The following is a 15,048-nucleotide window of genomic DNA, read 5'->3' on the forward strand; positions in this document are numbered from 1 at the left end:
CAAAATCGGTGGTGCAGTTGAAGGTAACGATTTCCGCAGCCCGGATAGAGGCGGCATCCTTTTAATGGAGCAACGCGGAATAAAAAGATACAGCCGAAAGCCGGAAATGCTGCCCAAATTAAACGCATCTGAAACCGTACTTGAACACCTTAACGAATTTTTCTTTAGCCTACTTTAAAGATTCACTTGGTATTAACCAACTATTGTAAATGATTTCTAACTTCAATTTTTCTCTCGAAGTCACGTTATGTAATCAATTCCACCGTCAATAATCGAAGTGAACTGATATTACCGCTTTAACTTCGGTAAGCAATACGTATTTTTGTGCGTATATACTTGTTATGGCCGTCACTGCTCGAGCTTATTCGTATTTTTTGAATTTTATAAAACCCGCAGGTACATCGCGTGGTGTATTGCTGCAGAAAGAATCGCATTTTATCTTGCTGTCAGATGGCGAGAAATCCGGAATAGGCGAGTGCGGACTGCTACGTGGATTGAGTTACGACGATCGACCAAATTACGTTTCGAAACTCAACGAATTTTGCGATTTAGTGAACTCAGGTACAGCTATTTCGGATTTAGATTTGAATGATTGGCCGTCGATAAATTTCGGATTTGAAATCGCCGGAAAATCACTTAAAGCCGAGAATCCTTTTTTGCTTTTCGACAACGATTTCTCAAGAGGAACGGCTGGGATTCCGATAAATGGTTTGATTTGGATGGGTAGTGCCGACCAAATGAAAGCTGAAGTGGCAGCAAAACTAAACGCCGGCTTTAGTTGTTTGAAATTAAAAGTGGGAGCCTTGGATTTCGACAGTGAACTAGCTATCCTCAAAGAAATTCGCGCTGCGTTTTCGAAAGACACGCTCGAAATCCGCGTAGATGCCAACGGCGCCTTCAGCAAGGAAGAAGCGACATTTAAATTAAACGAACTCGCTAAGTTTGATATCCACAGCATTGAACAACCTATAAAAGCAGGGCAGTGGGAGGAAATGCGAAAACTGTGTAGCAAAAATATTCTCCCGATTGCACTTGATGAAGAGTTGATTGGTTTGCAAAACACCAACGAAGTTCTCGACTTTATTGCGCCGCAGTACGCCATTTTTAAACCCAGCTTTTTAGGTGGTTGGGAAGCCACCCAGCAATGGATTTTAGCGTGTGAAAACAGACAAATAGGTTGGTGGATTACTTCGGCTTTAGAAAGTAGCATTGGTTTAAATGCGATAGCGCAATTTACTGCTATTCATAAGAATATAATCCCACAAGGTTTAGGAACAGGAGCGTTGTATGACAATAATTTCGATTCGCCTTTGGAGGTAAAATCGGGTTTTCTAAACTTCCGATCTACTTTTTCGTGGGAGTTATCCGACGTACTTCGGAACTTCGAAAAAACAGCTTTTTAGATAACGGATTTTCAGCATCCATTTTTGGATTGGCCAACCAAACGGGATACCGCATTTGTCGTGCTAACATTTTATGCATGAACAAACTGTGACCGAAAATGAGCCCAAATATTCCGTAGGCTTGACGTGAGAATTGGTACAGATCAATCGAATCGTTCTGACTGATGATTTTGTCTTTGTGGAAGAATAGCTCGGAAATTACCTCTAATTTTATGCGAAAACCGTTGCCTGGATAATTGAAATACGAGTAATAGCGCACCACGGCATAATCGATGCCGGCATCTAGAAAATCGTACGTAAAAAACATTTCTGTTGGCTTGTTAAACCACGTATTTAGAAATCTGAAAAAATCCGAACGATTCATTTCACCAGCAATAATTTCCCAGTACTTGAAATCGGTGTGCAAAAAAGAATACGCAGCTGCTGCATCTTGCCGCAACCACGCATGAAAATAATTTGCTGCGAGTTCCTGAGTTGTTTGCATAAGCGAATGTAACCAGACAGTAACAAAAATCGTTGAAATCTGTTAAAAATCCGAGTCTCGCGGCTACTTTTTTTTAACGTACTAAAAACAAAAAATTCGCCCACAGGGAGCGAATTCTTTAATGTTGATATCACTAAAAAAGTTCTAGATAAATATTTTTAAGATCCAGTAGATCAAAGCAGCTAAAATCGCCGAAATCGGAATGGTTAAGACCCACGCCCAGACTAAACTCACGGTGACACCCCAGCGTACTGCCGAAATACGTTTCGTTAGACCAACACCAATAATCGATCCGGTTATCGTATGTGTTGTTGAAACAGGGATCTTTAAATGTTCCGTAAAGTAAAGCGTTAATGCACCGGCCGATTCAGCAGCAACTCCTTCAAAGGCGGTTACTTTCGTGATTTTCGACCCCATGGTTTTTACAATTTTCCAACCGCCGCTAAGTGTACCCAGCGCAATCGCACTGTAACAAGCAAGCGGAATCCATTCCGGCATTTTTCCGGGTGTATCGTCTTTTGGTAACACTACATCAAGCCATTCCGGCATAGCCGCTTGTGCACTGCCACTTGTATTGATGTACACGGCAACCGCAGCCGCAATGATACCCATTACTTTTTGGGAGTCGTTTCCACCATGGCCTAAACTAAATGCCGCGGAAGATATAAGTTGCGTACGCTTCAAAATTACTTCAGCTCTTGAATTGCTCAACGAACTAAAAACCAAAGCGAAGATGGCTAGCGTAAGAATTATAAACCCAATAAGGAACCATTTGATGTTGTGAGATTCGAAAACAACACTCCAAAACTCCGATTCAAATCGCGGTTCTTTTATCTTTTCGTAATAATGTAATTGTGTGGAAATGAACCAAACGGTTAGAATGATAATACCGGCTGTAAACAGTTTGGGCCAAATCGATTTTCGAGAGGCATGAAGCAACCAAACGCTGATTAAATATGAAGCCAAAGCACCCACAAAAGGCGCTAGAACGATGAAAGCGATAACGATTGCTACGCCTGAAGGTAGACCACCATCTTTAGCGGGAATATACCAGTTTACGACATCGAATCCTGCATGAGCAATCGCCGATCCCGCGAAACCACCAATTAACGTATGCGATGAACTGGAGGGAATTCCTTGCCACCACGTAAATAAGTTCCAGATAATCGCTGCAATTACACCCGCAAGGATAACCACTAAGTCGATTTCCATTGTGTGTGCAGTTTTAGCAACCGTATCTGCAACGCCAAAGCCAAAAACCCAGTAGGCTAAAAAGTTGAAGAACGCAGCCCAAAGCACGGCTTGAAAAGGTGAAAGTACTTTAGTTGCTACAACAGTTGCAATCGAATTTGCCGCATCGTGAAAGCCATTGATGTAATCAAAAACCAGCGCTAATGCGATAATAATAATGAGTAATGTCATCGCGCTTTAATTACGAATGTTTAACGGCAATACCTTCTAGAACGCTGGCGACACTCTTACACTTATCAGCAGCCGATTCCAAAACCGAAAGAACTTCTTTGTATTTAATGATGTTCTTCGCGTCGTTTTCATTCTCAAATAAATCAGCAACAGCTTTATCGTAAACGGCATCCGACTTATTTTCTAGTTTTTGAATTTTCAAACAAGCATCAGTAATGCGTTTGATTTTCTTTAAATCGCGCAATTCTTGAACCGCATAATCGATACTTTGACAAGCTTCTAGATTGATTTCAGTTAATTTACGAATCGATTTTGTGATTTTATCTACGTGATACAAACGCATTCTGCTCGCTGCGCCGTACAAATTTCCAGTGATGTTGTCTATGGCAGTAATCAGAGCATAAATATCTTCACGATCAAACGGAGTGATAAAATTGCGACTTAACTCAAGGTTTACTTGTCGTGTAATGTCTTCTGCTACTTGTTCGAACTCCTCAATTTTTTGATAAACAGTAACGCGTTCAGAAGGAGGGAGGTTAACCACTTCATGCAAGGCCGAAGCCATTAGAATCAGATTTGCGGTTGCTTGCTCAAAAAGCGGGAAAAACTTCTTGTCCTTAGGAACTAAAAATTGAAAGAAATTGTTTACGGTCATGATAAGGCATGTTTTACGGCTGCAAAAGTATCGCTACCATGTTAAGTTAACGTTAACTAATCTATTAACTTTAGATTACTTGAACGTCTAATTCAAAAATCTTCCAGAAACATTCCCGAATTACATAAATTAGCGAACACTAAACTAGCAGTTAACGTATGGATTTGACCTTCAATAAAAACGAAGATTACAACAGACTTTTACTTTCCGAACTCAAACAAAAGTACGCAAAAGTTAAGCTCGGCGGCGGCCAAAAACGCATTGAAAAATTACACGGCGAAGGAAAATTAACTGCTCGTGAACGCATTGATTATCTGTTAGATGATAAAACAAACAGCATTGAAATTGGTGCTTTTGTTGGCGATGAAATGTACGAAGAACATGGAGGTTGCCCGAGCGGAGGCGTTGTAATTAAAATCGGCTATGTATCCGGAAAACTGTGCATAGTTGTTGCGAACGACGCCACCGTAAAAGCGGGTGCTTGGTTTCCGATTACCGGCAAAAAGAACCTACGCGCACAAGAAATTGCGATGGAAAATCGACTTCCGATCATTTATTTGGTCGATTCTGCCGGTGTTTACTTGCCTTTACAAGATGAAATTTTCCCAGATAAAGAACATTTCGGACGCATTTTCAGGAATAATGCGATTATGAGTAGCATGGGAATCACGCAAATTGCCGCTGTTATGGGAAGTTGCGTAGCTGGAGGCGCGTACTTGCCGATTATGTCGGACGAAGCTTTAATTGTTGATAAAACCGGCAGTATTTTTCTTGCTGGAAGTTACCTAGTAAAAGCAGCTATTGGTGAAAAAATCGATAATGAAACGCTTGGTGGTGCGACAACACATTGTGAAATTTCGGGCGTAACGGATTTCAAGGCGAAAGGCGATCACGATGCCTTAAATCGAATCAAACGAATCGTTTCCAAAATCGGCGATTTCGAAAAAGCCGGATTTAACCGCGAGAAAAGTGCACCACCAAAAGCCGATCCAAAAGAGATTTACGGAATTCTTCCCAAATCCAGATCCGATCAGTACGATATGGTGAGTATATTAGAACGGTTGGTTGACAATTCGGAATTGGATTACTATAAAGAAGGTTACGGACAATCGATCATCACAGCTTACGCTCGTATCGACGGTTGGGCTGTTGGAATTGTTGCCAACCAACGCAAAGTCGTTAAGTCTAAAAAAGGCGAAATGCAGTTTGGAGGCGTCATTTATTCCGATTCGGCAGATAAGGCAACACGTTTTATCGCTAATTGCAATCAAAAGAAAATTCCGTTGGTTTTTGTTCAAGATGTGACGGGTTTTATGGTAGGAAGCAAATCGGAACACGGCGGAATCATCAAAGATGGAGCAAAAATGGTAAATGCCGTTTCGAACTCGGTGGTTCCTAAATTTACGGTAATCGTTGGAAATAGTTACGGCGCCGGAAATTATGCTATGTGCGGAAAAGCGTATGATCCGCGATTAATCTTTGCTTGGCCAAGTGCCGAATTAGCGGTAATGGGCGGAACACAAGCTGCAAAAGTGCTGATGCAAATTGAAGCGGCTGCGCTTAAAGCGAAAGGTGAAATTGTTGATGCCGAAAAAGAACAAGCTTTGTTTGAAAAGATAAAATCGAAATACGACAAGCAAGTTTCGCCATACTACGCTGCTGCACGTTTGTGGACCGATGCAATTATAGATCCGCTCGACACACGAACTTGGATTTCGATGGGAATCGAAGCAGCAAACAACGCACCGATCGAGAAAAAGTTTAATCTGGGTGTTATTCAAACCTAAGAGAGTTTATGAAGCGAATTTTATTTGCTGCGGCAGTACTGCTAGCTAGTTGTGGAAGTACGCAACAATACAACGCCAAAATAAGTACTGATATTCAGCCAAACGAACTGAAAGCCGATGTTAAAAAAGCCTATAGAAATTTAAAAAAGTATCAAGCTGATTTAGATTGGTACATCAGCGAAAGCGATTTTAAATTCAAAATAGACAGCTTTACCAATACGCTTTCTAAACCCATGAAACCGTACGAGTTTTACACGCAGCTAGCGCCTGTAGTAAATTCAATTCGGCAAGGACATTTGTCGGTGGTGCCTCCTAGAAAAAGACTTTCAAAAGTCGAAACCAAGATTCTCAATTCAAAAGGAAAAGGGCCGTTTTCTCAATTGGAATTTCAATGGCTGGACGGGAAATTATTCGTCACAAAAAACGCCTCTAAAGACTCGACAATAGCAATCGGAACGCGCGTTTTGGCTATCAATAAGGAAAGTGTTACTGATTTATATGCGAAATATTCGCGTTTGTACACTTCCGATGGTTACAATAGAACATTTATCGATGAGCGGTTTGGGAATCTATTTTCCACGTACTACACTGTGGAACACGGTTTACAAGACAGCGTTACTTATACTTTAAGCTTCCGCGACAGCGTATTCCAAAAAGTTCTCATTCGCGAAGCTAAAGCAGCAAAAGAAGAGAAAACAACTGAAACTAAAATTTCGAATAAGGAGCGTAAGAAAGAACTCAAAGAAAAACACCGAAAAAATAGGTATTACGGGTACAATCCGGTCACGGAAACCTACAACCGTTCTTTTTCAATCGTAACAACCGATTCGACTACGGCCGTGATGAAAATTCGAGGCTTTTCGATTGGGAAGTACGAGGATTTTTACAAAGACGCCTTTATTGCTTTAAAACAGAAAAAAATAAAGAATCTGATCATCGATTTGCGAGACAATCCCGGCGGCCGACTTTCAGAAATTGGCTATCTGTATTCGTATCTTTCAAAAGAACCATACGTTTTTTGCGATCGAACGGAAGTTGCTGGAAAAACTTCGCTTTTCAAAGCCGATTATTTTAAAGGAGGGAATCTGCTTCGGAAAACGCTTGCTTTAATCGGAGCACCGTTTTACTATACGTATAACTTCTTCAAAGTACGAAAAGGTTCCGATGGAAAATATTACTATCGAGGTCCGGAGCACAAGAAAAGAAAACCAAGAGCAACGGCTTTTGATGGAACGGTTTATGTATTGATAAACGGAGGTAGTTTTTCTGCTTCCTGCATTATATCATCTAATTTAAAAGGTAGTAAACGAGCCGTTTTTATTGGTCAGGAAACAGGAGGTGCCTACAACGGAACCGTAGCGGGCAGAATGCCACTTGTGCGTCTTAAAAATTCAGAAATTTATTTGCGTTTAGGTTTGATGAAGATCGTCCCAACCTGCAAAACAGCTGAGGAAGGACGCGGAATTTTCCCTGATTATGAGACTAAAATTACAGTCGATGATTTGATAGCTAAACGCGATGTTGAAATGGAAAAAGCCTTAGAATTGATTAAATTGAACAAATGAGATTATTAATTTTTGCGCTGCTTGCAAGCGTTTTATCTAGTTTTTCACAAACGAAAAAAGATTCGCTGAAAGGCGGTTTGCGCCCCGAACGTATAAACTACGATGTACTGCATTACGACTTAAATATTCACTTGGATGTTCCTAGCAAGTCGGTTTCGGGTTTCAATACCATTCGAGCGAAAGTACAAGCGCAAACTCGTGAAATTCAAATTGATTTAGCTGAAAATCTTGTCCTAGATTCCATCATTCTCAATAAACAAAAATGTACTTATAAACGTATCGAAGGCGCTGTATTTGTTGCGATTCCTATTTCGACTGTGGTTGAAGAGCGCGAAATTGAGGTGTATTATCACGGAAATCCGATTGTTGCCAGAAATGCGCCTTGGGATGGTGGTTTGGTATTTAGAAAAAGTAAGTCCGGAGACCCTTTTGTAGGCGTTGCCGTGCAAGGTTTGGGAGCCAGTGCGTGGTTTCCGTGCAAAGACTCTCAGTCCGACGAACCTGATTTTGGTGTCGATTTCCAAATGTCGACTTCCGAAAATCTACCTTTGGTATCAAATGGCCGGTTGATTTCCAATAGTCAGCTTAAAAACGGGCACACCATTTGGCATTGGCGTGTTACCGAACCAATAAATGCTTATAACATTACGTTTTATTTGGGGAAATTTCAGCGCTTTCAAGAAGTGCACAAAGGATTGGATTTAGATTTTTGGATGTTGGAAGAGAACGCTTCGAAATTCCCGCAATTTAAAGACGAAACTATTAAAATGCTCGATTGTTTTAATGCGGCTTTTGGCGAATATCCGTTTAGTAAAGACGGATTCAAACTGGTCGAAGCTCCTTATTTAGGTATGGAACATCAGAGTGCTGTTGCTTACGGAAATCGCTATTCAAAAGGATATGCGGGTAACGATTTGTCGCGATCAGGTGCCGGTATGTTGTTTGATTTTATTTTGGTACATGAAGCTGGACACGAGTGGTTTGGAAACAGCATCACCACAAAAGACATTGCCGATATGTGGGTGCACGAAGGTTTTACAACTTATAGCGAAATTGTTTATTTGGAGTGTGCCGAAGGAAAAGATGCAGCCTATCAATATTTAGACGGAATTAAAGATCTCATAGGAAACGATATTCCAATTATTGGTCGTTACGGCATTAATGAAGAAGGTTCGGGCGATATGTATTTTAAAGGTGCGAACATCATTCAAACGATTCGAAATCACATGAACGATGATGCAAAGTTCAAGGAAGCACTAAAAAAAATGTGTCTCACGTACCAAAAGCAAATCGTAACTTCTGCTGAAATTGAAGACTTCTGGAGCCGAGAAACTGCTTCAAATCTTAAACCAGTGTTCGATTTTTATCTACGAACTACCGAAATTCCGAAATTGGAAGTTAAAATCGAAAAATCAAAGCTCAAATACCGCTGGCTAAATGTTCCTGCCGATTTTGTGCTTCGCGTTCCGGTGCTCGTAGACAATGTATTAGTACTACTAGAAGTTGAAACGAAGGAAAAATCAGTTTCTATTCCTAAAAATACAAAATCTGTGCAACACGTCAAAGGAGCATCTTTGGTAAAGCTCATCGTTCGTTAATTGGTTAATAAGATGTTTAAAACATCTGAACAGCAGTGAAATGTGCAACGGCTTCTTTCGTAATTTTAAAAGAAAAAGATGGAAGCCAGGGATCAATTTCTAACCGATTTCCGCGGTCCGACGCTCGGAAGTATCCAGCCTAATTCGTCGGCCGACGAGATTTTTCAAAACGCCACCTTACGACCTATCCTCAAATTGCAAAACAATCTATTTATAGCTGTTTTCAAAAACTACATCAGTAAGAGTAAGGTCGATTTTGCGCAACTTTCAGTTGAAAAGAAACTACAATTTATAGAACACAGCATTCAACGCGATATCAAATTCAGAAATGCGTTAAAAGGAATGGTCATTGCTCTTTTTACCGAAGCAGAATTTGAGACGTACATCAAAAATTCGTCCGCACTTAACAAAAGAATGATGGGGATGCTGATCGAACGTTTAAAGAATCAAGTGCAGCTTTTCGACCTGCAAACCGCGTTTTAGAGTAAAATTTCCATGTGAAGCGCAGCGTTTTCAAGCAATCGAAAGGCGACGCAACTGCATATCTTTTGGCAGTTGCATATTTTTTATTGACTTCCTTAATATATTTCGAATTTGCTAGGCTTTTTATAGATAATCTGATAATAATAAGCCGTTGTGCGCTTTTTTTCGATTGAATTGATTAAACTTGTCTAGAACGAATCACAAACTATGAAAGAAGAATATTTTAAGTGGTATTCTCCCAATTTAAGTCGCGAAATCGAAATGCTGGTTTTTGGCCACGCGGGTTATCCAGTTATTTTGTTTCCAACTTCGATGGGAAGTTTCCACGAAAACCGCGACCAAGGTTTAATCGGTTCGGCACAATGGTATCTCGAACAGGGATTAGTCCAAATTTTTTGTCCCGATAGTATCGACAAAGACAGTTTTTACAACAAAAACATTCATCCGGCACACCGCATTCAAAATCATGTTTGGTACGACAAAATGATTTGCCACGAAATCGTAGAACGCGTACGTCATAATACGTACTCGCATAAAGTAGCTGTCGCCGGCTGTAGCTTCGGCGGTTATCATGCAGCCAACTTCGCATTTCGCCATCCGGGTTACGTCAGCCACATGTTTTCTATGAGTGGCGCATTCAGCATCAAAAGCTTCATGAATGGTTTTCATAACGACGATGTGTTCTACAACAGTCCAGAAGATTACCTCCACGGTTTAAACGATCACGAACTATGGAATATGGACATCATCTTAGGAACCAGTAATTGGGATATTTGTTTCGATGCAAACCTCAAATTAAGTCGCGTACTTGCCGGTAAATCAGTCGATCATTGGTTGGATATCCGCCAAGATCGCGAACACGATTGGCCCGTTTGGCGCGAAATGTTTCCACACTACTTATCACGAATTAAATTCTTCTAAACTAACAAAACACTCAATATGAAAAAGATTGGTATTCTATTTGGCATGGAAGACACTTTTCCAGCCGCTTTTATCGAACGTGTAAACGAAAAAAATGAAAAAGGCATCATCGCCGAAGCGGTAAGCATCGATAAAGTTATCCAAAATCGTCCGCACGAATACGCTGTAATCATCGATCGTATCTCGCAAGACGTTCCTTTTTATCGCGCATTCCTTAAAAACGCGGCTTTAACCGGCACGAACGTTATAAACAATCCGTTTTGGTGGAGTGCCGACGATAAGTTTTTCAACAACTGTTTGGCTGATACCTTGGGAGTTCCGCTTCCTAAAACCGTAATTTTACCTTCGGCAGAACATCCAACCGACACTACGGCTAAGTCGTTCCGAAACCTCGCATATCCACTCGATTGGGAAGGCATGTTCGATTATGTAGGCTTTCCAGCGTATATGAAACCGTATGCCGGCGGCGGATGGAAAAATGTATATCGTCTTGAAAATCGCGATGAATTCTGGCAAAAACACCGCGAAACCGGACAATTAGTAATGCTTTTGCAAGAAGAAATTGTTTTCGATTCGTATTTCCGCGTGTATTGCTTAGGCAGAAAAGCGGTACGTATCATGCCATACGAACCAAGGAACCCGCATCATTTGCGCTATGTGGTTGATAATCCGGTAACCGACAAGAAATTGTTAGCTACGATTAAAGACTACACTTTGCGTTTATGCAACGGCTTGGGATACGATTTCAATACGGTAGAGTTTGCTGTACGCGATGGAATTCCGTACGCAATCGACTTTGGTAATCCAGCACCAGATGCCGAATTAACTTCGGTAGGAAGAGAGAATTTTGATTGGGTTGTAGAAGAAGCCGCCAAAATGGCCATCGGATTTGCTAAAAAACACAAATCGGGTCAAATGAATTTGCGTTGGGGCGACTTTATCAAGCAATCGGCCGCACTTCCGCTCTAAATGATGTTTAACGTCAGATCCAAAAACACATGAAAACCAAGCTACCCACTTTTACTTTAGGAGTAGAAGAGGAATACCAGATCATCGATCCGCAAACACGGGATTTACGTTCGCACTTGTCGAAAATTGTCGACGGCGCCAAGATTATTCTCAACGAGCAGGTAAAAGCCGAGATGCATCAAAGCGTTGTAGAAGTTGGAACCAACATTTGTAATAACGTTGCCGAAGCCGAATCGGAAATTAAGTTTCTTCGTTCTAAAATTGTCGAATTAGCCGATAAACAAAATTTGGTTGTCGGTGGTGCGGGAACACATCCGTTTTCGCGCTGGCAAGATCAACCAATTACAGACGATCCGCGCTATCACAACATTGTAAACGAATTGCAAGACGCCGCGCGCTCCAATCTGATTTTTGGCATGCATTGTCACGTCGGTATTGAAAATCGGGAAATTGGTATGCAGCTTATGAATCAAGCCTGCTATTTCTTGCCGCACATTTTTGCACTTTCGACAAACTCGCCGTTTTGGGAAGGTCGACAAACCGGATATAAATCGTTTAGAACCAAAGTTTTTGATAAGTTTCCTAGAACGGGCTTACCCGAATATTTCGATTCGGTTTCCGCTTACGACAATTACCTCGACACTTTAGTGAAGACGAATTGTATCGATAATCCCAAGAAGATTTGGTGGGATTTGCGGTTACATCCGTTTTACAACACGATCGAATTTCGAATCTGCGATATGTCGCTAACAGTCGATGAAACCATGTGTTTGGTGGCAATCATACAGGCGATAGTCGCGAAGTTGTACAAATTAACCGTTCAAAACACCAGTTTCAATATTTATCGATTGGCACTTATAAAAGAGAATAAATTCCGCGCTGCGCGTTATGGAATCGAAAACTGCATGATCGATTTTGGTTTGAAACAGGAAGTTGAAACCAAATCATTGATTTTAGAACTGCTTGATTTTGTTGAAGATGTTGTCGATGAGCTTGGCAGCAGAAAACAAATCGAGTACGTTCACCGCATGATGGCTGAAGGTACAGGTGCCGACAAGCAATTGGCTGTTTTTAATCAAACACAAGATTTAACGAAAGTAGTAGATTTCATAACTGCCGAATTTACGAAAGGACTTTAACAATTTCCTGCCTTATATTTGCAATCTGACACAACACAAATGAATCAAGAAATTAAAATTGCCATACTCGATATGTACGACGGCGAGCCAAATCAAGGCATGCGCTGCATCATAGATATCATAAACCGATTCAATCAGTTAGTAAGCTTTAAGGTTTTTAATGTTCGAGGAAAAGCAGAATTTCCCGCTTTAGCCGAATACGATATTTATATTTCGACCGGCGGTCCGGGAAATCCTTTAGAAGGCGACGGCGTTTGGGATGCGAAGTACTTCAATTTTATTGATGAACTCATGCTTTGGAATAAGGAAAAACCAGTAAAAAAGCACATCCTCTTTATATGTCATTCCTTCCAAATGGCTTGCAAACACTTCGGACTTGCGGAAATAACGAAACGAAACGACACCTCTTTTGGCGTAATGACCGTTCACAAAACCAAAGAGGGATTTAATGATCCGATCTTTGAAGGATTAGACGACCCGTATTATGCGGTAGATTCACGCGATTATCAGGTGGTTCAACCAAAATTGAGCGTCTTCAAAAAACATGGTGCACAAATCTTGTCGCTTGAAAAAATTCGCGATCACGTGCAGTACGAACGCGCAATTATGGCCGTTCGATTCTCAGAATACGCCATTGGAACGCAGTTTCATCCCGAAGCCGACCCAATTAGCTTCATTGCTAATTTGCGCGACGAGAAAAAACGCGAGCGCATTAAAGCCATGAAAGGCAGAAGAAAATTCAGAAATATGTTAGAAGATTTGCTTGACGACGAAAAGGTATATCGCACCAACGAAACCTTTATCCCAAACTTTCTTCGAACAGCTATCAATCACTTGCTTACACACAAAAAAATACAATCTAATTAGTAAGCACCATGATTACAGACTACAGAAAACGCTTTAACGAGGCTTTTTCAACCGAAAAGTACGACGCTTTCAAACAAGCTGTAGCCGCCGATTTCGACTATATGCCTACGTTTCGGATGGCGGAAACTCCGTTGTTCGTCGACGAATCTCTGAAAAAGCAACTGATTGATGCTTGCGAACAAGTCATCGACTTTATAAAAAATCCGGATTTCAAAGCGCAAACGCAGCGTGCGCTAGAACTCAACAAAGAAGTGCCAAACGAAACTGAGCACACCGAGTTTTTAGCAATTGATTTTGGAATTTGTGAAGAAAACGGAGCTGTAGTTCCGAAACTAATTGAAGTGCAAGGATTTCCGTCGCTTTTTAATTTCCAAATCGAAATCTTCGAAAAATTCAAAAGCGTATATCCGTTTTTATCGGAACTAACACCGTTTTTTAATAACATTAGTAACGAAGAGTACTACGAAATTTTAGGAAAGGTTATTCTAGGGAATCACGCTCCCGAAGAAGTAATGCTTTTAGAAATCGAACCAGAAAAGCAAAATACCAAAATCGATTTCTACTATTGTGCGCGGCAATTCGGTATAAAGATTCTTTGTGTGACTGAGGTTATCAAGCAAGGAAATCAGCTGTATTACAATGAAAACGGCGATTTAAAACCGATAAAGCGAATCTACAATCGCGTAATTTTTGACGAGCTCGACGTTCGTACCGATTTAAAACTAAACTTTTCATTTACAGAAGATTTAGCTGTGGAATGGGCCGGACATCCAAATTGGTTCTTTCGAATTAGCAAGTTCATATTGCCGTATCTAAAAGGAACGTATTTTATTGAAACACAATTACTAAGCGAGATTGAAGAAATACCAGCCGATTTAGAAAACTACGTACTAAAACCACTTTTCTCGTTTAGTGGCTCTGGAGTTGTTTTTCACGTAACGAAAGCAGATATCGACGCAGTTGTCGATAAAGATTTATATATTTTGCAGAAAAAAGTGCATTACAAACCAGTAGTGCAGTCGCCCGACGGCTTGGTAAAAGCTGAAATTAGAGTACTTTGTTTGTGGCCAAACGGAGCAGACCGACCTACACTGCTTTGCAATTTGGTTCGACTAAGTAGAGGAGAAATGATTGGAGTGAAGTTTAACAAAGACAAAGATTGGGTAGGAGGTACCCTAGGCCTTTTTACAAAATAATTTATGCCCTTTAGATCAAACGACCTTAAAAATGATTTAGTTCGTCTGGAGTTACTCGTGCCTGAACATTTCGATGAACTTTACGCCGTTGCTTCTGATTACCGTATTTGGGAGCAGCATCCTGAGAAAAACAGACATGAACTTGAAGTGTTTAAAAAGTACTTTCAAAGCGCTCAAAACGCTGCCGCCGCTTACGTAATTCGCGATCGCGTAACTTCGAAAATTATTGGTTCATCTCGCTTCTATCAGCACAACCAATTCTTCAAAAGTATCGCTATCGGTTATACTTTTTTAGCAGTGGAATATTGGGGCGGTATATACAATCGAGCTGTAAAACAACTCATGATTAATCATGCTTTTTCGTTAGACATCGAACACATAATTTTTCATGTCGGCAAATACAATTTCCGTTCACAAAAAGCAGTACTCAAATTAGGAGCGAAATTGTTTGGCGAATCCGAATTCGAATCAACGAGCAATAATCCCGTTAATCTGGAATTTCGACTTTCTCGAGAAGATTGGGAAAAACACAATAAACTCTACGAGTAAAACGTTCGCA

14 protein-coding genes are annotated in these 15,048 nt (G+C 40.7%); 11 read left to right on the forward strand and 3 right to left on the reverse strand.

The annotated features are described in order from the left end of the window. Window positions 1-341 precede the first annotated feature (341 nt). Window positions 342-1,403: an o-succinylbenzoate synthase gene (locus Q0064_RS13185; RefSeq protein WP_298148680.1), complete on the forward strand. Its 1,062-nt coding sequence runs from the start codon at window positions 342-344 to the stop codon at window positions 1,401-1,403. On the opposite strand, the gene Q0064_RS13190 is transcribed toward Q0064_RS13185, so the two are convergent. The 3 genes from Q0064_RS13190 to Q0064_RS13200 form a co-directional block, all read right to left on the reverse strand. Beyond that, entirely contained in the window at window positions 1,345-1,887 is a 543-nt protein-coding gene (locus tag Q0064_RS13190; protein ID WP_298148681.1) for a nuclear transport factor 2 family protein, read from the reverse strand. The genes Q0064_RS13185 and Q0064_RS13190 overlap by 59 nt on opposite strands. Before the next feature lie 144 nt (window positions 1,888-2,031). After that, window positions 2,032-3,309, reverse strand: coding sequence for an inorganic phosphate transporter (locus Q0064_RS13195; RefSeq protein WP_298148682.1), 1,278 nt, complete (start codon window positions 3,307-3,309; stop codon window positions 2,032-2,034). A gap of 10 nt (window positions 3,310-3,319) precedes the next feature. Continuing rightward, window positions 3,320-3,964, reverse strand: coding sequence for a DUF47 family protein (locus Q0064_RS13200; protein WP_094486535.1), 645 nt, complete (start codon window positions 3,962-3,964; stop codon window positions 3,320-3,322). A gap of 158 nt (window positions 3,965-4,122) precedes the next feature. Between Q0064_RS13200 and Q0064_RS13205 the strand changes: the two genes are divergently transcribed. The 10 genes from Q0064_RS13205 to Q0064_RS13250 all read left to right on the forward strand — a co-directional run bounded on the left by Q0064_RS13205 (window position 4,123) and on the right by Q0064_RS13250 (window position 15,038). Then, a complete protein-coding gene (locus Q0064_RS13205) occupies window positions 4,123-5,751 on the forward strand; it encodes a carboxyl transferase domain-containing protein (protein ID WP_298148683.1) in 1,629 nt (542 codons plus the stop codon). Between the two features lie 8 nt (window positions 5,752-5,759). Then, window positions 5,760-7,316 (forward strand): S41 family peptidase, encoded by a 1,557-nt coding sequence (locus Q0064_RS13210; RefSeq protein ID WP_298148684.1) that lies wholly within the window; start codon window positions 5,760-5,762, stop codon window positions 7,314-7,316. Continuing rightward, complete coding sequence (locus Q0064_RS13215; protein ID WP_298148685.1) at window positions 7,313-8,914, forward strand: M1 family metallopeptidase; 1,602 nt, start codon at window positions 7,313-7,315, stop codon at window positions 8,912-8,914. Before Q0064_RS13210 ends, Q0064_RS13215 begins: the two co-directional genes overlap by 4 nt. 78 nt (window positions 8,915-8,992) lie before the next feature. Beyond that, window positions 8,993-9,397: a glyoxalase gene (locus Q0064_RS13220; RefSeq protein ID WP_298148686.1), complete on the forward strand. Its 405-nt coding sequence runs from the start codon at window positions 8,993-8,995 to the stop codon at window positions 9,395-9,397. Between the two features lie 207 nt (window positions 9,398-9,604). Continuing rightward, entirely contained in the window at window positions 9,605-10,318 is a 714-nt protein-coding gene (locus Q0064_RS13225; protein WP_298148687.1) for an alpha/beta hydrolase-fold protein, read from the forward strand. 18 nt (window positions 10,319-10,336) lie between these two features. Further along, window positions 10,337-11,287, forward strand: a complete 951-nt coding sequence (locus tag Q0064_RS13230; RefSeq protein ID WP_298148688.1) for a hypothetical protein — start codon at window positions 10,337-10,339, stop codon at window positions 11,285-11,287. A gap of 29 nt (window positions 11,288-11,316) precedes the next feature. After that, complete coding sequence (locus Q0064_RS13235; protein WP_298148689.1) at window positions 11,317-12,426, forward strand: carboxylate-amine ligase; 1,110 nt, start codon at window positions 11,317-11,319, stop codon at window positions 12,424-12,426. A 39-nt stretch (window positions 12,427-12,465) separates the two neighbouring features. Beyond that, on the forward strand, window positions 12,466-13,293 hold the full coding sequence (locus Q0064_RS13240) for a homoserine O-succinyltransferase (protein ID WP_298148690.1): 828 nt from the start codon (window positions 12,466-12,468) through the stop codon (window positions 13,291-13,293). Between the two features lie 8 nt (window positions 13,294-13,301). After that, window positions 13,302-14,489 carry a hypothetical protein gene (locus Q0064_RS13245; protein ID WP_298148691.1) on the forward strand — a complete coding sequence of 396 codons (1,188 nt, stop codon included), beginning with the start codon at window positions 13,302-13,304 and terminating at the stop codon, window positions 14,487-14,489. Between the two features lie 3 nt (window positions 14,490-14,492). After that, window positions 14,493-15,038 carry a GNAT family N-acetyltransferase gene (locus tag Q0064_RS13250; protein ID WP_298148692.1) on the forward strand — a complete coding sequence of 182 codons (546 nt, stop codon included), beginning with the start codon at window positions 14,493-14,495 and terminating at the stop codon, window positions 15,036-15,038. The last annotated feature ends 10 nt before the right edge of the window (window positions 15,039-15,048 follow it).

Origin of the sequence: Flavobacterium sp., assembly GCF_027490375.1 — a bacterium.
In the GTDB taxonomy this organism is placed as follows: domain Bacteria; phylum Bacteroidota; class Bacteroidia; order Flavobacteriales; family Flavobacteriaceae; genus Flavobacterium.